The sequence below is a fragment of the Kribbella sp. NBC_01505 genome (assembly GCF_045040285.1).
Classification (GTDB): domain Bacteria; phylum Actinomycetota; class Actinomycetes; order Propionibacteriales; family Kribbellaceae; genus Kribbella.
Genome location: NZ_CP109425.1, coordinates 205,655 through 224,522, shown reverse-complemented (window position 1 = coordinate 224,522; position 18,868 = coordinate 205,655). Strand labels below are relative to the sequence as shown.

Annotated in this window: 14 protein-coding genes; 6 read left to right on the top strand and 8 right to left on the bottom strand. The window is 65.7% G+C overall.

What is annotated here, in order from left to right; all coding sequences use genetic code 11:
* The first annotated feature begins 21 nt into the window (after positions 1-21).
* Positions 22-2,163, top strand: coding sequence for a BTAD domain-containing putative transcriptional regulator (locus OG474_RS00790; protein ID WP_405060198.1), 2,142 nt, complete (start codon positions 22-24; stop codon positions 2,161-2,163).
* 26 nt (positions 2,164-2,189) lie between these two features.
* On the opposite strand, the gene OG474_RS00785 is transcribed toward OG474_RS00790, so the two are convergent.
* Positions 2,190-2,942, bottom strand: coding sequence for a hypothetical protein (locus tag OG474_RS00785; RefSeq protein WP_405060197.1), 753 nt, complete (start codon positions 2,940-2,942; stop codon positions 2,190-2,192).
* The gene (locus OG474_RS00780; protein ID WP_405060196.1) at positions 2,926-3,990 is read right to left on the bottom strand and encodes a hypothetical protein; all 1,065 of its coding nucleotides are present in this window, start codon (positions 3,988-3,990) and stop codon (positions 2,926-2,928) included. Before OG474_RS00780 ends, OG474_RS00785 begins: the two co-directional genes overlap by 17 nt.
* Before the next feature lie 93 nt (positions 3,991-4,083).
* Between OG474_RS00780 and OG474_RS00775 the strand changes: the two genes are divergently transcribed.
* Positions 4,084-5,049: a BTAD domain-containing putative transcriptional regulator gene (locus OG474_RS00775; protein ID WP_405060195.1), complete on the top strand. Its 966-nt coding sequence runs from the start codon at positions 4,084-4,086 to the stop codon at positions 5,047-5,049.
* Between the two features lie 169 nt (positions 5,050-5,218).
* Entirely contained in the window at positions 5,219-8,083 is a 2,865-nt protein-coding gene (locus tag OG474_RS00770; protein ID WP_405060194.1) for a TIGR03767 family metallophosphoesterase, read from the top strand.
* Positions 8,084-8,148: 65 nt separating this feature from the next.
* On the opposite strand, the gene OG474_RS00765 is transcribed toward OG474_RS00770, so the two are convergent.
* On the bottom strand, positions 8,149-8,508 hold the full coding sequence (locus OG474_RS00765; RefSeq protein ID WP_405060193.1) for a hypothetical protein: 360 nt from the start codon (positions 8,506-8,508) through the stop codon (positions 8,149-8,151).
* Positions 8,509-8,730: 222 nt separating this feature from the next.
* Here OG474_RS00765 and OG474_RS00760 point away from each other — a divergent pair, with 222 nt between their 5' ends.
* Positions 8,731-11,898 carry an AfsR/SARP family transcriptional regulator gene (locus tag OG474_RS00760; RefSeq protein WP_405060192.1) on the top strand — a complete coding sequence of 1,056 codons (3,168 nt, stop codon included), beginning with the start codon at positions 8,731-8,733 and terminating at the stop codon, positions 11,896-11,898.
* Between the two features lie 91 nt (positions 11,899-11,989).
* Here the strand turns inward: OG474_RS00760 and OG474_RS00755 are convergent, their stop codons facing one another.
* From OG474_RS00755 to OG474_RS00745, 3 genes are read right to left on the bottom strand one after another with little or no spacing between them, the layout of a single operon-like run.
* A complete protein-coding gene (locus OG474_RS00755; RefSeq protein WP_405064528.1) occupies positions 11,990-12,346 on the bottom strand; it encodes a twin-arginine translocase TatA/TatE family subunit in 357 nt (118 codons plus the stop codon).
* Positions 12,347-12,386: 40 nt separating this feature from the next.
* Complete coding sequence (locus tag OG474_RS00750) at positions 12,387-13,109, bottom strand: crotonase/enoyl-CoA hydratase family protein (RefSeq protein ID WP_405060191.1); 723 nt, start codon at positions 13,107-13,109, stop codon at positions 12,387-12,389.
* Between the two features lie 10 nt (positions 13,110-13,119).
* Entirely contained in the window at positions 13,120-14,328 is a 1,209-nt protein-coding gene (locus OG474_RS00745; protein ID WP_405060190.1) for a calcium-binding protein, read from the bottom strand.
* 447 nt (positions 14,329-14,775) lie between these two features.
* On the opposite strand from OG474_RS00745, the gene OG474_RS00740 reads away from it, so the two are divergent.
* Both OG474_RS00740 and OG474_RS00735 read left to right on the top strand, forming a co-directional pair.
* Positions 14,776-15,390 carry a fibronectin type III domain-containing protein gene (locus OG474_RS00740; RefSeq protein WP_405060189.1) on the top strand — a complete coding sequence of 205 codons (615 nt, stop codon included), beginning with the start codon at positions 14,776-14,778 and terminating at the stop codon, positions 15,388-15,390.
* A gap of 4 nt (positions 15,391-15,394) precedes the next feature.
* Positions 15,395-16,210, top strand: coding sequence for a class I SAM-dependent methyltransferase (locus tag OG474_RS00735; protein ID WP_405060188.1), 816 nt, complete (start codon positions 15,395-15,397; stop codon positions 16,208-16,210).
* 37 nt (positions 16,211-16,247) lie between these two features.
* Here OG474_RS00735 and OG474_RS00730 read toward each other — a convergent pair whose 3' ends face one another.
* Both OG474_RS00730 and OG474_RS00725 read right to left on the bottom strand, forming a co-directional pair.
* Positions 16,248-16,907 (bottom strand): GNAT family N-acetyltransferase, encoded by a 660-nt coding sequence (locus tag OG474_RS00730; protein WP_405060187.1) that lies wholly within the window; start codon positions 16,905-16,907, stop codon positions 16,248-16,250.
* Positions 16,908-16,951: 44 nt separating this feature from the next.
* Positions 16,952-18,868, bottom strand: coding sequence for a DUF2207 domain-containing protein (locus OG474_RS00725; protein WP_405060186.1), 1,917 nt, complete (start codon positions 18,866-18,868; stop codon positions 16,952-16,954).

Genomic DNA, 18,868 nt, shown 5'->3' with positions numbered 1-18,868 from the left:
CGGGCCAGGACAGTTCAGTTCGTGACTGCCAACGCCAGCCATCTGCTGGACATCGGAGACGCCGGGCTCCTCCTGGCGGCTGTTGACCGGGTCCCCGAATTGCTGGACGACGCACGGATCGCTCCGGTCGTCGCGATGGCGCATCTGGTGACGGGCGACTGGCATCAGGCTCAGCTGGAGTTTCAGCGTTTGGTCCCGGCGACCGGTTCAATCGATCCCGGGCTCGCCTGGCGGGCCGGTTCGGCGGCATATCTGCTGGGTGAGAACGACGCTGCGGAAAAACTGCTAGCCCGTGGTCGGACCGACGGTGAGGATCCCGAGGACCTCGCCATCCTCACCGCGTGGACTGCGGCGCTTCATGCCACCAGGGGCTGCACCGGTGCTGCCCGCGAGGCTGCTGCTCTGTCCCTGGAGTCGGCGCTCCGGTCGAAGTCGACCGGAGCCCTGACCGCGAGCCACGGAGTGCTCAGCGAACTTGCCGCGAGTGTCGGGGACTGGTGCGAGGCCGACAGCCGGCACGGTCTCGCGGTCGAGGCCGCCGAGCGGGGTACCGACGTGCTGAGCAGGATCAGGTTGAGCATCGCCCGGGGCACCCGGCTGGTCTACCAGGGCATCACGGCCGAGGGAATCGCCGAGCTGCGGCGGGCCTTGGAACTTATCGATCGCTCCGGTTATGTGATTGTCCGGCCGCAGGCCCGCTGCCGGCTCGCCGAAGCGCTGACCCAGGCCAGCGAGTACGACGAGGCATTCGCCATGTACAGCGAATCGCGAGATGCGTATCAGGCGATGAACTCGCGGCGGATCGCCGACCCGCTGGCAGGACTCGGGATGATCCACCGGATGCGCGGGCAGGTCGCTCAGGCGCGATCGGCGTACGAGGAAGCGGTACAGCACGCTCAGGCGAGCGGCGACCAGCAGAGCCTGGCCGTCGCGTTGGCTGGGCTGGCCCGGGTCCGCGCCGCGGACGACCTTGATGCGGCCGCCGTCCTGGTGGATCTGGCGGTCGACACCGGCGACGCTCAAGGCCGGAACGAAGCTTGCCTCGCGAAGGGCTGGATCGCCCTCCTGAAGGGTGATTCGGAAGGTGCAGAGGCGCTCGCAAAGGTCACCATCACAGCTGCTCGCCGGCGCCGGGATGCACCTGGACTGGCCGAGGCGCTGGAGCTGGCGGCCTCTGCCCGTCCGGATCTGGGAGGACGGCAGCTCACCGACGCCATCGCGATCTGGACCGACCTCGGCAGCACCGTTCAGGCGGCCAGGGCGAGACTCCTGGATGCGACGTTGCGGGCGGAGCGGAAACAGGCGGCGGCGGTGGTCGAAGAGCTCCGGCGGCTGGGTGTCCAGCCGGAATGGACCGGCATCGCGGACGATCTGGCCAAGGTTCGGCTCACTCCCGCGCTCCGAATAGATGCGCTTGGCAAGTTCCAGGTGATCCGTGAAGGCTCGGTGGTGGCGATGACCGAATGGCAGTCGAAGAAGGCACGCGACGTGCTCAAGATCTTGCTGTCCCGGCGCGGGCGGCCGATCACCCGTGAAGAGCTGCATTCCCTGCTGTGGCCTGACGACACCGAGGTGGTGGGCAACCGGCTGTCCGTCGTTCTGACCACACTGCGGAAGGTACTGGACGGGTCGCGAGTGGACGGGAACATCAATCCGGCCGTGGTTTCTGATCGAAACATCGTTCAGATCGATCTTTCCGTCGTCGATGTGGACGTCGAGCGGTACATGGAGAAGGCAGGCGCGGCGCTGGAAGAGTGGCGGCGAACCGGCTCGGGAGCGCTCACCTCCTTGCAGCTCGCGGTAGCGGAATTCACCGGCGACTTCTGCGCGGAGGACCTGTACGAGTCGTGGGCAGCGCAGACGCGTGAAGAGGTGTCGGCCATGCACTCGGCGGTATTACGGGCGCACGGTGCTGCGGCAAGGGAGACCGGGCACATCGACCTGGCGGCTTGGTCCTATCTGAGCCTCCTCCGGCAGGATCCCTACGACGAATCGACGCATGTGGATCTGGTCGCGATGTTGCAGGAATCAGGCCGCTTCGGCGAGGCACGGCGCCAGTACCGCCGTTATGTCGAGCACATGACCGAAATCGATGTGCCTCCGGCGGACTATCCGCAGAGCACCCAGATCGGTTTCCATGCGGCCATCGGTGCGGCCGGGTAGCTCCCCGCCGTAGTCGAAATCCGGGACTATCCGACGGCGGGTTCGGTGAGGGCGGCGACCAGAGCACGAGCTTCCTCGAAGCCGGTCGCCGCCTCGCTGGTGCCTACTGCCGAGACGAGACCGGCGAAGGTCCGGCGATCGTGTGGGTACATGCCCAGTCGCGTGTCCTGGCTGCAGGCAAGAAATCCGGTCACTCTTGCCGCAATCGTCCGGTGGCCGAGGAGAAGGGCCGCGTGGGCCAGGTGCACGAGGTCGACGTGCTGCTGCTCGAGATCGGTGATCTCGGTGCGGATTCCGAGAGCGCCGAGCAGCAGCGGGACGGCCTCGGGTGCCTTGCCATTGGCCAGGAACGCAACGCCCAGCCCGCTGAGCCCGTTCCCGGTCAAGTTGATGATGCCCACGCCCGGAGCCAACCCGAGCACCTGAAGGAACTCGGCATGGGCTGCCCCGGGGTGCCCCTCGCCTAGGAACAGGAAGCCGACCTCCTGCCGGGCATACGCCTCGGCTTCGCGGTCCCCGGTTGCGAGCGCCATCGCAAGGCCTGTCTCGAGATGACGCCGGGCGGCCGGCAGGTTGTTCTCCTTGTGGCTGACGACGCCGAGGAGGTACTCGGCCTTCCGGATCATGACCGTCAGGCCGATCGCCGATGCCGCTACCAGCGCCTGTTCCAGGAACCTGCGGGCGGGGAGGAGCTCGCACCGCATCTCATGCTCGCGCCCTTGGCGATACAGGTCGTCGATACGCCGGCGCTCGGCCACTTCCTCATCCGTGGAACTCATAACCGGCAGCCTCGCACACGGGATCGGCCGGATTCTGGGGTGCTGCTTGGGGGATCACCTGTCCCGGCTGACCCAGAATCCCCGCGGACAATCTGTCGATCACCACAGCAACGTACTTGTCGACAGCCGGAACCGGAATCGTCAACTGGCGTGCGATCTCGTCGGTTGTGAGGCCTTCGACGAGCAACCTGAGGACCTCGAACTCACTATGATCGAGGTCGGCAGGATGGTTCTGCGGAACTGCTGCGCCACGGGATATCTGGCCGATCCCGAGCTGATGGAGCCGTTGTCCTGCAATCCGGGCCAGCGGCTTCGCTCCGAGCGAATCCAGCTCTTCGACTGCCTTCAGTAGATGCTCGGGGCTGTCGCTCTCAGACCAGGCCATCGCCGTCTCGTAGCGGCGGCCGGCTCTCGCCCACAGCTCGGCCGCCTCCCGCCAATTCCCTGACGCGAGCAGCTGGAACGGTCCGCCAGCCGTGCTCATCGCGACGATGTGGCCAGCACGCGTCAACCAGTACCCGAGCTCTGGCCAGACGCTCCGCAGATCCACGTGGTAGGCATCGGTGAACGGACCGAGTGCGATTCCGGCGACGGCTGAATGATCGCCGGTCAGCCAGGCGGCTTCCGCAGCGACAGCGGCTGCCCGCGCCATGTACTCCAGGTCTCCGCTCTCGTGGCTGTGGGCAACGACCGACGCGACCAGATCGGCTGCGCTGGCTTCGCCGCGCCTGCTCCCCACGCGGGCGAGTAACTCCAGCGCCGTGCATCGATGCGGGAGCGAGCTGGTTCTGAGGACCGCGGACGCAGCTTCTACGGCGTCGTCCCAGGCGCCACGGTCGATGTCGACTCTCGATCGGTCCAGTCTCAGCCTGGCGTACTCCGTAAGGAGGCGTGAACGTTCTCCGGGCGTCAGGAGACCGGCGCTTTCGAGCACCAAGCGATAGTGAGCGGCTGCCTCGCGGTAGGCGCCGTCAGCCGCGGCATCCCGGGCCGCGGTGGTGATCGTACCGACCAGGTCGGCCGGCTCCCTAGCATGCTCAAGGACCATTCGATCGAGTTTACTGACCATGCCACTGACACGGCTCACAGTCCGTAGTGGTTCAACAACCACAGCAGAAACACTGTCAACCCCCTCACCCGGATGGGCGGGGCACAGGCCAGCCACAGCGCACTTGAAGCGGTCGTTGGGGAAATGGTGTCAGTCAAAACGCGTGCTTACCGCACGCGTCCAAAGCACACTCGGGAACTGATGACCATGGCACAGAACACGCTTCGGCAGCTATGCCTTCAATCGACCACGATCGAGCCTCCGACGACAGATCGACCGCAATACAGCCTGCTGGGTCCCCTGGAGGTCTGGCGATGCGGTCGGCCGGTCGACATCGGGGGCCCGCAACAGCGGACGCTGCTGGCGGTGTTGCTACTCAATGCCAATCGGATGGTCGGCACGGATCGGCTGATCGAGCACCTCTGGGGCGTGCAGCCGCCGCAGACCGCCAAAGCCCTGCTCCACGGCTGCATCTCGCACCTACGGAGAGTGCTCAACTCGTCGTCGAACGAGCAGGTTCTCGTTACTCGAGGATCGGGATACGTTCTCAGGGTCGACACCGAGGACCTGGACCTGCTGCGTTTCCGGCACCTGACGGATGCGGCGGCCTGCCTGCCGGATGGCGAGCATCGCGTGAGACTGCTCTCCGAGGCACTCGCCTGCTGGAAAGGTGCCGTAGCAACCGGGCAGGATCTGCCCAGCTGCTCCGAGGAGATCGCGGAGCTGGAGGAACGCCGGACCGCGGCGCTGGAGGACCGTCTGGTCCTGGACCTTTCGCTCTCGGTCCACGCCGGCCTCCTGGTCGAGGTACGGGCTGCGGTCCGCAGACACCCATTGCGCGAACGCTTGTGGGCACTGCTGATCGCGGCGCTCTACGGCCTGGATCGGCAGGCCGAGGCGCTGGCGACGTATCGCGAACTCCGGCAATCCCTGATCGATCAACTCGGGATCGAACCGAGCGTCACGCTCCGGGAACTCCATCAACAGATCCTTTCCGGAACCAATCCCGGCGATCTGATCATTCCGGTCGGAGCCGAAAACCTCCGCCGAACTGGTTGAAAAGAGTGCCGATGCCCTTTGCGGACGTGGACAGACGCGCCACTGTGCCTGCACTTCATCAGGGGATTCTGGGGAGCTCTCACTGGGTGCCGGGCCGGCGATGGCTTCCCAGAGGTTCCCCAGCGTGGTCGGTGACCCTAACCCGGTAGGCGAGATCTGAGGAGGCACTGTGGAGATTTCCCGGCGAAGGTTCCTGGCGGCCGCTGCGGTCGGGACCTTGGCGGCCCTCGACCCCACCGGGCTGGTGACCGGAGCAGCCAGGGCCGGCGTGCCTGCTGAGTTGACCGGCGGAGTGACGACGCTCGACCGGACGGTCAAGCTGGGACCTCCTGGACCGCGGGGCTACCGCAAACTCATCGCCGGCCCAGGGGAACCGCACGTTGACCGAGTGGAACTGTTCCCGGGAGCCCCGCCGATCATCGATCGGCCGATGATCGCCTTCGCGCAGATGTCGGACCTGCACATCATTGACGACCAGTCTCCGATGCGGCTGGAACTGTTCGATCGGTATGCCGATCCCGGGCCGCCGCATTTCGGTAGCTACGACGACTTCGACGGTGCTTACCGACCGCAGGAGAGCTTGTCAGCCCACATGACCGATGCGATGTGCCGAGCGGTCGCCAAAGTCGGGCAGGGACCCGCGACCGGTCTACCGTTGAAGTTCACCCTTGTCACAGGTGACATGACGGACAACGCGCAGTACAACGAGACCAGGTGGTACATCGACCTTCTCGACGGGCGACCGGTCACGGTGAACTCCGGTAGTGCCCAGGACCAGAGTGTGACCGGGGCGGCATTGGGGATCGACAAGCATTACTGGCATCCTGCCCACGAACAGAATGGACCTGATCAGTACCTGGCAGCGGGATTCCCGAGGGTTCCTGGTCTGCCCGCGGCCGCCAGGACCACCTTCGACGCGCACGGCGTGGGGATGCCCTGGTACGCCGCGTACGGCAACCACGATCGCAACATCCAGGGCAACTTCGATCCCTTCACACCGGTCGTCGGCGACGACCTGAGATCGATCGCTGTCGGGGGCGGCAAGGGAATCGACACCAAGAATCCGCTACCGGACGTGGGTGACGGCAGTATCGGCAGCTTCGGTGAGTACAAGGACCTGCTCGATGCCGTCGGCGGACTGGTGCTGACCCATGTGCAGCCGGACGCGGCTCGCCGGCCCTTGTCACGTGAGTCGTTCATGGCCGAGCATTTCAACACCACCGGTATGCCGATCGGGCACGGGTTCGCCACTGTTGCGAACGACGCCGACTACGTCATCCCGTCAGGACCCGAGGATCTGTTCCGGTTCATCTGCCTGGACACGACCGAGTCCAACACCGCCACGGGGTCGATCGACGGCGACCAGTTCGACTGGCTGCTGGTTCAGCTGAGGGCATGTCACTCGCGCTATGAGATGTACAGCCCTATCACCAAGACGTACATCAAGTACGACCAGCCCGGCGTCCGCGACCAGCTGGTCGTGCTCTTCTGCCATCACACCCTGGCGACCATGAACGATGACTTTGATGCCGGCGTGAAGCTGCGGCTCCTGCTGCTCGGCTTCCCCAACGTGATCATGATCGTCAACGGTCACACCCACAAGAACAAGATCAACGCCTGCCCGCGGCCGGTCGGGTCCAACTTTCTCGGTGGGTTCTGGGAGATCAACACGGCCTCACATATCGACTGGCCGATCCAGAGCCGGCTGATAGAGGTGGCCGAGGGCGACGGTGTGCTGGCGATCCACACCACGATGGTTGACCTGGATGCGCCGCTGGACTCCGGCGACGACAAGTCGAGCGCGGTCGGGCTGGCTGCACTGGGACGCGAACTGACCGCGAACGACATCCAGCAGACCGGTAAACCAGGTGGCATCACCAGCACCGAAGGCCAGCTCTCGGATCGCAACGCCAGACTGCTGCTACCGATGCCTTTCAAGATCCCGATTCGGCCTTCGCGGGTCGCGACGGCACGCAACAGCGACGGAAAGCTGGAGACCTTCGCACTGGCCAAAGATGGCGGGATCTTCCGGCGCAGGCAGACCACTGCGGGCAGTCCGTCGTACCCGGCCTGGGACCAGTTGGATGCGGCCGGTGTCGCGCTGTCGGCCGAGACGAATGCCGACGGCCGGATCCAGTTGTTCGTACTCCGAGCAAATGCCAGCATCATCATGCGGTCGCAGAGCACTCCCGGTGGGCCGATGGCAGCCTGGACGGCGCTCGATGGCGGCTTGAGCACAATCGCATCGACCCGGACCAGTGACGGCCGGATCGAAATCTTCGGTACGACGGTGACCGGTGCCGTGCAGACACGTCGGCAGAGTACGCCGAACGGGCAGTTCGGACCTTGGGCCACACTCGACGGCACAATGAACGCTGTAGCGGTCGAAACCAACGCCGACGGCTCGACGGTGCTGTTCGCCGTCAGCCCGTCGGGCCGGGTCTTCCAGCGACGGCGGGCTCATCCGGCAGCTTTATGGACGTCGTGGCGGGTGCTCACCGGTTCACCCGGCAAGTTGAGTTCGATCTACGCCTGCAAACGCGCTGACGGTCGGCTGATCCTCAGCGGGACCGATGTGCTCGGCCAGTTCTGGCAGAGCATCCAGGCGACGCCGGATGGCGAGGTCTGGTTGCCGATGGTCAAGTTCGCGGCCGTTGGCACCGGCCCGGATCGCTTGTCGTCGGCTGCCGCCGAGATCAACGCCAATGGCGTCGTGGAGATCCACGGCATCGATCCGGCCGGGAAGGTGTTCTATACCGCAGTGGTCGAGGGCGTACCTACGAGCTGGGTCAAGACTCCGGATCTGTTGCCGGTCTCACGCACCGTCCCCGATCTCCGGGGCAGGACCACCGCCGCCGCCAGGCAGTTGCTCGAAGCAAACTTCCTGGTTCTCGGCACCATCGGTTCGACTTCGGTCAGCGACTCTCTCGACGCGGGCAAGGTCCGTACTCAGAGTCGTGCCGCGGGGAGCATCGTGCCGACCGGCACCATCGTCAACGTTACCGTCGGGCAGTGGGACGGCAGCCACAAATAAAGAACCGCGCGGTGACCGGCCTCGAGGCCCGGCCACCGCGCGGATCCAGTTGCGGTGTGCGCTGTCTACTTGGCGTCGGCCAGACAAAGGACGAAGCCCTTGTTTTTGGTGCCTTCCCAATAGACCTGCGAGACACCCTGGAAGTCCTTGCAGGCGCTCATGGTGGCGTCGTCCCGTCCCTTGTCCCCGATCCGGCCGACGACCTTGAACTGGGCATCGGCGGTGTCACAGCCCACTTGCTTGAGGCCTTTGGACCCGGATTCCTTGACGCAGTCGCCAACCTCCGCATTGGCGGCGTTGGTCCTGGCCAGAAATAGGGCCCCGCCGATGATGACGACGATTGCACTCACCCCGACCAGGTTGGTGATCTTCTGCTTCTTGCTCAACTTGTTCTTCGTGTTGCCGGGTACTTCTTGGCTTGCCATGACGAGTCTCCCTGCTTGTCTACACGAGTTCGCGATGATCTGAACAGGAGAGCCTTCGGGTGGGATGTGAATCGGCTGAGACTTTGACCGACCCGATTGTCGGCCATCACCGTACCCATAGAGCACCCACAGCGTTCTCTGGCGCAATGGAACCCCGGCCTGACGTGAGGCTCACTGATTGGGGAAGTGATGGGGGAACCGAACGAGGGAGCAGCGACTCGCGTGCGGTATCGCGTACTGGGGGCGCTGGAGGTCTGGCGTGATGAGGAACCACTCGCCGTCGGAGGTCCGCAACAGCAAGCGCTGCTGGCGATCCTCCTGCTGAACGCGAACAGGGTGGTCTCCGCCGATCGGCTGATCGAGTACCTCTGGGGTTCGCATCCCCCGACGACTGCCAGGAGTCTGCTGCAGGGGTGCATCTCGCAACTCCGGCGCGCCCTGCAGCCTGCTGCCGGCGCCGCGAGTGATCATCCGCTCTCCACTCGCGCTCCTGGCTACAGGCTCCGGGTTCGGTCGGCGGAGCTGGACCTGCTGGCCTTCGAGGAGCGGGTCCAGGCGGCGGCCGAGATCGAGGACCCTGCCCGCCGCTCGCGGATGTTGGCAGATGCGATCGCCTGCTGGTCCGGCCCGGTGCTTGACGGGCTGGACCTGTTGGCTTGTCATCAGGAGATCGCGCAGCTGACGGAACGTCGTGGTTTCGCCTACGAGCAGAAGTTCGAGGCAGACCTGATGCTGGGTGTTCAAGCGGGTCTGGTGGCCGAGCTCAAAGCGCAGATTCGCGGCGAGCCGCTCCGGGAGCGACTGTGGGGCCTGCTGATCGCGACACTCTACGCGCTGGATCGACAGGCGGATGCGCTGGCCGCCTATCGTCGGCTGCGGACGTCGTTGATCGACCAACTCGGGATCGAGCCGAGCCCAACGCTGCAGGAACTACATCGCCAGGTGCTGGCCGGTACGCCGCCGCAGGATCTCGTGATCCCGGTCGGCAGCCGATCGGCCAAGGACGGCAGGGATGCCCTGGCCACCGCGCCCCCGGCTCAGCTGCCGGCTGCACCGCCCACATTCGTCGGCCGCCGAACAGCTCTCGGACTGCTCGGCGAACTTCATCGGGCCGAGGCGGCCAGGATGGCAGTCGCGGTTGTGAGCGGCAGTCCGGGGATCGGGAAGACGGCGCTCGTTCTGCAGTGGGCGCACCAGGCCAAGAGCGACTTCCCGGCTGGTCAGCTGTACGTCGATCTGCGTGGCTACGGCCCAGCCTCACGCCTGCGGCCGATCGAGGCGCTGGCAGGATTTCTGGCCGCGCTCGGAGTATCGCCCGAACGGATCCCGGTCGATCTGGAGCAGGCCGCGGCACTGTATCGATCGGTGCTCTCCGGCAAGCGGATGTTGATCGTCCTCGACAACGCCTACGACGCCGAGCAGGTCCGACCGTTACTGCCGGCTTCACCGGACTGCTTCGTCCTGATCACCGGCCGCGGCAGGCTGGACGGACTGGTCGTCCGAGACGGCGGTCGGCGATTCGCTCTTGATGTTCTCGCCTCCGACGAGGCGGTGGAGCTGCTTCGCGAGGTGGTCGGCAGTGCGCGGGTCGATGCCGAGCCCGTTGCGGCAGCCGAGCTGGTGAAGCTTTGTGTCCGGCTTCCGTTGGCCCTTCAGATCACGGCGGCGAATCTGGTTCGCCGTCCACTCCGGTGTCTCGCCGACCAGGTGCGAGATCTTCGTGCCGGGACTCTGGATGCGTTGGCGATCGGGGACGACGATCAATCAGCCGTCCGCGCGGTGTTCGCCCGGTCGTACGAATCGCTGGATCTCGAAGCGCGCCGGGTGTTCTGCTTGCTCGGCCTGGTGCCCGGCCCAGGGTTCGACACCGCTGCGACCGCCGCACTCGCTGCACTTCCGCATCGGGTGGCGAGGGCGAGTTTGGATCGTCTGGTCAGCGCTCACCTGCTCGATGAGTCGGCGCCTGACAGGTTTGCCTTCCATGATCTCCTGAGGCTCTACGCGTGCGAGCAGGCCGAGTTGAATGATGGCGCCGCCGACTATGACCTGGCACGGGGACGGTACCTGCGGTGGATGGTCGAGATGGCCGATGACGCGACCCGAGTCCTGTGTCCTGAACTACTTCGTGCCGTGCCGGCGGGCCGGTCGGCAGAGCGGCATCAGAATCCCGAGTCCGCGCTGCGCTGGCTGGACACCGAGCGAGCGAACCTGGTGGCGATCGCGACCCAGACCGCATCACGTGGCAACTGCGCGAGTGTTTGGTTGCTTGCTGACGCGCTTCGGGGCTATTTCTGGCTACGTCGGCACAGCGTGGACTGGCTTGCGGTCGCGAACGCCGGCCGATCGGCGGCCGAAACGGAGCAGAACCTGCAGGCTCAGGCAGCAATGCAGTTCAGTCTGGGGATGGCGAGGTTGTGCCTCAACCAGCACGCGGAGGCGATAGGTCATCAGACTCGAGCGCTCGAGCTTTGCGAGGCCGCCGATTGGGAGGAGGGCTGCGCCAACGCTCTCGGCAATCTCGGGGTGCTGCGCTTCGAGATCGGAGAGCTTGAGACCGCCCTGAGCCTTCATGAGCAGGCCTTGCTGATGAATGGCCGAACCGGCTCGAAGCGCGGCGAAGCGGCCAATCGATGCAACCTGGCGCAGGTTCATCTTGCGGCCGGCCGTCTCAGGGAGGCCGGGCGAGAGCTCTGGCAGAATCTGATCCTTCACTACGAGGGTGACTATGGCAGGGGCAGCACGCTTGAGCAGCTCGGTGTCGTGTTCGGGCGGCGAGGCCAGTTCGAGCACGCCTTCGATTCGCTGGACCGGGCGCTTGAACATTTTCGCAGGGTCGGGAATCTGAACGGTGAGGCGATGACGCTCGGCGATCTTGCCTTCCTCCGCGGCCAGTCCGGGGCGACCGAGGACGGCCTTCGCGATGCGTTGCGGGGATACGAGATTGTCCGGCGTACCGGCGACCGGGTGACCGAAGCCCACGTCCTCATTCGCCTCGCGGGGATCCAGGTCGATCTTGGCAGGCAGCCCGATGCCGTCACCCATCTGGAGCAGGCGCTGGACCTCGCCCGTCAGACCGGTGCCAAGCTGCAGGAGGTAGAAGCCCTGGTTGGCCTGTCTGCCGCATTTGCCGTCAGCGGAGGACACGATCGAGCCCTCGACCACGCGCGGCGAGCAATGGTGCTTGCCGACGACCTCGGTTACCAGAGCCTCTATGGGCAGGCGATGGCCACGATCGCCACCATCCACAGGGAGCTCGGCCAAGATAACCAGCACTTGAACTACGCTCGCCGAGCTTTCGCAGTGGCCGAAGCGAGCGGAGACGAACTCCTTCGGCGCCGAGCTGTGAGATTGCTCGGCACTGATGGCATCGGGAGCCGCAACGGCGCTTGACGAGGGGGACAGGCAGGGGCGGAGGAGCCGCTACCCATCCGGCCTGAATCAGGAGCTGCTCCCGAAGCCCGACGGCCCGTTGAAGGCAGGGTCACGACGCCCAGGGTAGCGGTGGTTCGTTGTCGCGTTTTCGGTCAGCTTCGGCGCGCACCATCTCCGCACCTGCGGGCTCAGGAGCCCTGTCATGCGGCACTGCCCCGGCCGGCCTCCATACGCTGTGGTTGCTGAGCCGGAGGCGCCGTCGCCTGGCCTGCAGAGCCACCGTCCTGGGCCAGTTCGTCGCTGTCCTTCCGGATCGGACCGACCTCCTCTTCCCAGATCTTCTCGATCTGCCGATCTGCCGATCTGCCGATCTGCCGAGTTGCCGAACCAGGGTGGGCAACATGGCAGAGCCGAAGAGCAGGATGACGATCGCGAGAATGATGAGCCACTCCGCGCCCTGAGGCATTCCGAGGAGTGAAGGCATGGCGAGCGCCGTTTCGTGAGAATCAGTTGGTCAAGTGCGGCAGGTTCTCGGGAAATGAGCTCGTCCCGAACTCGTTGTCGAGGCCGGCTCGAACCGCTGCCAGCGCGTTTGCCCTGGCCCGAAGCTTGGTTCCGATGTAGGCCGACCGGTCGAGCTTGGCCAGGTTCGTCGCGACCGCGGCGGCGGCGGCGATCAGGTCCGTGGACTCCACCACCTGATCCAGGATCCCGGCAGTAACCGCGCTGTCCGGTGTGTACCTCTCGGCGAGGGTGACAACCCGGTCGAAGTGCGGTGGTGGCACGCGGTAGCGGCAGATCTCGATCGCCGCGAGGGGGACGGGCAGGCCGAGCGCAACCTCATTCGCGGTCAGGATGTGCGGACCACGCGCCCCGATGCGGTAGTCGCCGCTGAGCGCGAGGAACAGCCCCATGGCGATCGCGTGACCGCTGCAGGCGATCACGACGGGGGTCGGGAAGGACAGCAGCCTGTGGGCTAGCCGGAAGCCGGAGCGCAGCATCGTCACAGCCTCGGGCCCTCGGCCGCTGAGGGTCTTGAGATCGAAGCCGGCCGAGAAACAACCGTCCGTACCCGTGAGGACCACGGCTGCTTCATCGGCCTGCGCCTGGTCGAGGGCGTGGGCGATCGCCGACAGCATGACCTGTGACAGCGCGTTGGCCCGGCCACCGTTCATCGAGATCGTTGCAACGAGATCCTGGCGGTCATAGCGCACGAGTTGGCTGGTCATCCGCTGCCCGTCACGGTGCGCAGAAGCGGGTGTTGTCGCCGGCGTCCGTCGTGCAGACATCGACGCCGTCGCCTCCGTCGGCCAGGTCTCCGCGACCGGCATCTCTGGTGTCGAGACGGTCGTTGCCGCCACGACCCTGCAGGGAGTTGATCACCGGCCCATTCGCGGCGAACGCGATGCTGAGCTGATCGTTGCCCTCGCCGCCGTGGATGGCCTCGACGTCCGATCGCACGTTGTCGCGTTCACCTGTCGCGCCATCGTCGAACAAGCCGTCGTTGTCCACGGTGACACCGTCCGGGCGTGCGGCGTAGCTGACTACATCGAAGCCCGCGCCACCCTCGAAGAGATCCGGGTCCTTGGCCGTTCCCGCGTCGAGGGTGTCCGCGCCGTCTTCGCCGTACAGTTCGTCGCTGCCGAGGCCTCCGTCGAGACGGTCGTCACCAGCATCGCCGCTCAGGACGTCGTTGCCTGCCAGGCCGTTGAGGACATCGCTACCGCCACCGCCGACGAGTCTGTTGGCCGAGGCACTGCCGGTCAACGAGTCGTCGGCCGAGCCGCCGGCCAGATTCTCGACGTCCGGGCGGATGTTGTCGTGCTCACCAGGCGCGCCGTCGTCGGCGGTATCGTCGATATCGGCTCGCACGGCCGTCTGCCGTTCGCTGTAGTCGGCGAGGTCGACGCCGTCGCCGCCTGACAGCTCGTCGTCGCCGGCGTTTCCGGCCAGCTGATCGTCACCAGGTCCGCCTTGAAGACGGTCGTTTCCGGGACCGCCGAGCACTGTGCCTGAGCCGGACTTCGGGCCCAAGACCAGGCGGTCGTCGCCGGCACCTCCGGAGAGAACTCCGCGCATCGCATCGAAATCGTCCAGAGCATCGAAGGTGACGCTGTCTGCGAGGTCACCGGCATCGATCCGGATATCCCACAGCCCACGCAGGGCACAGCTGACGACGTGGACGTCCAGCGGTGTGCAGCCGACCGCCCGGACAAAGTCGCCGGCGTCGGTAACGATCAGATTTTCGCCCCGCCGCTGGACGCCGATGACGTTCGCCTTGCCCGGCGCAGCGGTCACAGTCATGATCCCGAGCCCGGGATCGGCCACGACCTGCGTGAAGGTTGCCGCGCTCGCATCGGCGACGGGCAGCAGAGCTGCCGGCACCACCAGGAGGAACCCGGCGATCAGGCTCGTCTTTCGTGACGTCGATACACGTGAGCGAGGCAAGGATCCAAGCCTGCGTTGCATTCGGACCATCTCCTAAGTCGGTCGGACGGGAGACTCATCCTGCGCCGCATCGGTGGGCAACTTATGGGAGTGAGAGGTACCCCGCGCAGGCGAACTCCGACCAACACGAAGCCCTCAGGTTTCTCGAACACAGGTGTGTCGAAATCGAGGTGTGCCGGGAAGTGCAGCCGTGGGTGGCAGTCCAGCGCTCATGCCGAGCCAACCGGCGCATCCGTGGACCCGCACTGGCTCTCCCCCCGAGCCAGGCGGGCCACCACACGCTGGGGCTGCCCGCGCCGAACGGGCCTCACCCGCCTGCATCGGTGTCGTGGCGGCCCCAGCGAGTGACCGAAGACGGCCAACACAGGACTAGGTTCAGGAGGTGCACTGATGACCGTGCGCAGTGGATACAGGCTATTGGCCATACTGGTTATCGGATTGGCCTCGATGGCTGTCATGGTGTCGCCGGTCGGCGCGGTGGCGGACACGAATCCCCCCACCGTGCCCTCAGGGCTGAGGGCGACGGACGTCTCGTTCACCTGGGCGCAGTTCGCCTGGAACCCGTCGACGGACGACTCAGGCGCAGTGTCCTACTACGTGTTCGAAATCGAGAACACCACGTGGAGTCTGGTGAGCGCCGGGACCCTCACCGGGCGGTTGGGCGGCCTGGACGCAGGGCGCACCTACCGCGCCACAATGCGGGCTGTCGACCGAGCCGGGAATCATTCGGTTCGAACTGCGATCAACTTCTCCACGCTTCGCCGGACCGGTCCTGCACCCACCCAGCCGTCGAGCCTGCAAGTGCTGTCTAACAATGGACGGCCGGACACCATCACCTGGCACCCCTCGGATCACGACGGTCCGGTCTACTACGAGGTCTTCTCGGGCGGTGTCTCCGTCGGTACGACGGGAACCACCCGAGTGTCTCTCCGCGAGCTGCTCGACGCCGGGACCATCGACATCGGACCGAACTTCTTCACGGTACGGGCCTGGGGCGAGCACGAACACGCCTCCGAACTCAGCGACGGGCTGATGGTGATCGTCCCGAACCCGCAGGGATAGCCGCGTGACCACGACTGGTCCAGACTTCGAAGCCATCACCTCCCGACAGCAGGCGACCTGGGCCGCCGGCGATTTCGGGCGGATCGGCTCGCTCGTCGTCCTGCCGCCGGAGTTGCTCTGCGAATCCCTTGATATCCACCCCGGCGACCGCGTTCTCGACGTCGCCGCGGGGAACGGTGCCGCGTCGCTCGCCGCCGCCCGGAGATGGGCCGACGTCACCGCACTCGACTTCGTCGAGCATCTGCTGGAGTCGGCTCAGAAACTTGCCACGCTCCAATACCTGCCGATCCGGACCAAGCTCGGGGATGCCCAGGATCTGCCCTTCGAAGACGGCAGTTTCGACGTGGTGCTGTCCACCTTCGGAGCGATGTTCGCGCCGGACCAGCAGCGAACAGCGGACGAGCTGGTCAGGGTTTGCAAGCCTGGTGGCCGGATCGGCATGACCAACTGGACTCCGGATTCCCTGGTCAGCGGGATCTTCGGGGTGGTCGGGAGCCATGTTCCGCCGGCGGCGGGCCTTCGCCCGGCCGATCAGTGGGGGACTCGAGCTCGGATCGAGGAACTGTTCCAGAACCGGATCGGTGCGCTGCAGATCCGCCGTCGCGAGTTCACCTTCCGGTTCCCGTCGGACGAATACATGCTGGAGTATTACCGCGCCTGGTACGGGCCGACGCAGAAGGCCTTCGAAAGGCTGGATCGGGAGGGCCAGTCGAGCTTGGCCGCCGATCTCCTCGCTCTCTATCGGAGTCACAACCGGGCAACCGACGGCAGCCTGGTCGCTGCGAGCGAGTACGTCGAAGTCGTCGCCGTAGTGAGCTAATGGAGATCGGCCTGCCCCAGCGCGCGGGGTGGGCCGATCAGTGCCTGACCAGTAGCGCCTCGGAACCGACCGGGACGAACCCTGCCGCAAGGAACGCCCGCATCGAGGCGGCGTTGCCGGGCGTCACCTGTGCCCAGACATACGAGCCGATCGGAGCGAGGACCCGCGCCGTACGGGCCAGCTCTCGTCCTCGGCCCTTGCTCCTGTTCACTTCGGGCACCTCCACAGCGCACTCGAGCCGTCCGTCGACTCCCTGTCCAGTGAGGACGAGACCGCCGCCAACGTGGTCGAAGACCTGTACGCCGACCCGGTGCACGCGGGCCCGTTGCACGCGCGGATGGTCTTGGTCACCTAGTTCGACGAGCATGGACCGGAGCTGAGCCCGCTCTGCGACATCAGCCAGTGCGGGTGCCAGCAGCAGTGCATTGATCGCGTTGACCCGCCTGCCGGTGGCGGCCTCCAAAGCGGTCAGAAATGGTGGGTTGAGCGGCGCGGAGGGATCGGCCGGCGGGAGAAGATCGTGGACCCAGTCCGGCGTGGCGTCGGCGGCGACCACGATGTGAGCTGTCAGCCCGATGACACACGTGTCCCGTTCGGACGGTGCGCCGACAACGCTGACGCTCAGGTCGGGGGCTGGGAACACGCCCAGTTCGATCTGGCTCAGGGTGTCTGTCCGTACTTCTGTTTCGTCGGTCATGGGTGCCTTCCTGGTGGTTCGCCGGTCCATCGAATGGTGGTCGTTCACCAGGAGCCGCCGCCGCCTCCGCCGCCCCCTCCACCGGCCGCACCTCTTGATCCGAGGCCACCGCCTCCGCGGGTACTCGAGTTGAGCGAGCCGAGGAGGCCTGACAGGGACGAATCCGGGCGCTGGAGCGAATTGACGATGGCTTCTGTGAGTACGCCGGCCGTGAACGGCGACGCGAAAAGTGAGGGACCGGAGTACCAGCCGGACTGTCCAGGGATGCGGCCTGTTGTGATCAGCTGTCCACAGACCTCCTGCCAGCGGTCCGTGAGCCCGTAGACGATCGCCCACGGCAGGTAGCGGCTGAAGATGTCCTCGCCCTCATCGAACCGCAGCTGATCGGCCTCTGCCGTGGCCAAGTAGGTTCTGAAGCCGACGATCTGATCGGCGATCGCCCGGCCGGCGGCCGACCGCCTTCCTCTCTCGCGCGCGGCCAGCACGCGGTGTATGCCGTGGGTCGCGATACAGAAAGCGACCAGGAGAATCAGCCAGTCGAGCGAATGGCGGGTGCGGTGGCCGACCACAACACCCGCGATGAGGCCGAACAGGCAAATACTGAGCGGGACGAGGCAACCTGCCAGGGTGGGAGCTGCGGCAGGTGGGCGGGCGTACCAACCGTGAGCCATGACCTGCGCCCGCACCGCGTCCGCCGTTGCGAAGTGCGCCCTGGACATCGCCGAGTCCGCAACACCTTTGAGGATGGTCGTTTCGCCTCTGACGAGCGGATCGAACAGCTCCTGTAGCAAATTCTTTTCGTGCCCAGGTCTTGCGAGCGTGGGGTCGGCAAGTACTAGCGTCATGGACTTGTCGTCGAAGCTCGCCTGGACCTCCAACGCGCCACGAAATGCGAGGTCGATGACGGTCGCTGCTGTCTGCTCGGCATAGATATCGGGGTTTATCAGGAAGCCGGCCTCAGCCACCGGAATCGGTGGCGGGGCGAATATCACCGGAAGTTGTTCGTCATGCAGTTCGTCGGTCCCGATGACTGCCCGGATGCCTCGCGGCGGAACAGTTCCGGGGGGGGGGGGGCTGATGTAGCGCTGATCGCGCCGGAGCGATCTGACCCACAGTGTGGCGCCGAGCGTCGTCAGGATGGCGGTTGCGCCGGCACTGATCAACACGCCGCGGCTTACCCCGGTGACTGTGACCTCGTCATCAGAATCGCCGAGGACCGGAACGGCAGGCCGGCCTGCCGGTTGCACGATCGGTGAGTCGTTCCGCACCAGTCCTGGACGGATCCCTGCAACATAGGTGAGCTGGTCGCCCGGCAGCAGCAACGGATGGGTGAAACGGCCCTTCCCGTCCTGTGAAGTCATGCTCCCGCAACCCGACTTCGTGCCGACCGAGCCGGCAAAGCAAGCGACCTTGGCAACTCCACCCGGAACTTCGACCGTGATCCCGACCGAATGCAACGGTGCAGTCCAGCCACCACCGGTGGCATCCCAATAGATCTCTGTGTGATCACTGAAGTGCCTCAAGGCACCCGCGACCTGATAGCGGATGACATAGGTCGCCGTTTCGGTCGCGATTCGCCGCTGAGATGAGCCGATCCGCAACCTGAGCCCTTCGACTCGCCCAGGACGATTACGGTCAAGATCCACAGCTACCGTCGTCAGCTCAGCGCTGTGGCCCGACGGGCTGCTCACACTCACATCCGAGACGTCATACCGCTGATCGAGCCTCGCATCATCGGCGGACGGCTCCCGCGTCACCAGATCCCGAAAGATCCCGTGCCGCCCCGAGCTGGACCCGAACCGGTAGACGATGGTCTCGGCGATGTGCAGAATCCCGTCTCCGTCCACCCGGTGCACGGCCCGGAACGAGTCAACCGAATCGTCACTCGCCGCAACCGCCACCCCACCCGGTGCCAGCACCCCGACAACCGCAACCACCAACACCGCTATCCGCTTGGACAC

Bases quoted from the DNA above. Each gene is read 5' to 3' on its own strand.
- OG474_RS00785 (WP_405060197.1), bottom strand. From the start codon at position 2,942: ATGAGTTCCACGGATGAGGAAGTGGCCGAGCGCCGGCGTATCGACGAC.
- OG474_RS00780 (WP_405060196.1), bottom strand. From the start codon at position 3,990: ATGGTCCTTGAGCATGCTAGGGAGCCGGCCGACCTGGTCGGTACGATC.
- OG474_RS00775 (WP_405060195.1), top strand. From the start codon at position 4,084: ATGGGCGGGGCACAGGCCAGCCACAGCGCACTTGAAGCGGTCGTTGGG.
- OG474_RS00765 (WP_405060193.1), bottom strand. From the start codon at position 8,508: ATGGCAAGCCAAGAAGTACCCGGCAACACGAAGAACAAGTTGAGCAAG.
- OG474_RS00755 (WP_405064528.1), bottom strand. From the start codon at position 12,346: ATGCCTCAGGGCGCGGAGTGGCTCATCATTCTCGCGATCGTCATCCTG.
- OG474_RS00750 (WP_405060191.1), bottom strand. From the start codon at position 13,109: ATGACCAGCCAACTCGTGCGCTATGACCGCCAGGATCTCGTTGCAACG.
- OG474_RS00740 (WP_405060189.1), top strand. From the start codon at position 14,776: ATGGCTGTCATGGTGTCGCCGGTCGGCGCGGTGGCGGACACGAATCCC.
- OG474_RS00730 (WP_405060187.1), bottom strand. From the start codon at position 16,907: ATGACCGACGAAACAGAAGTACGGACAGACACCCTGAGCCAGATCGAA.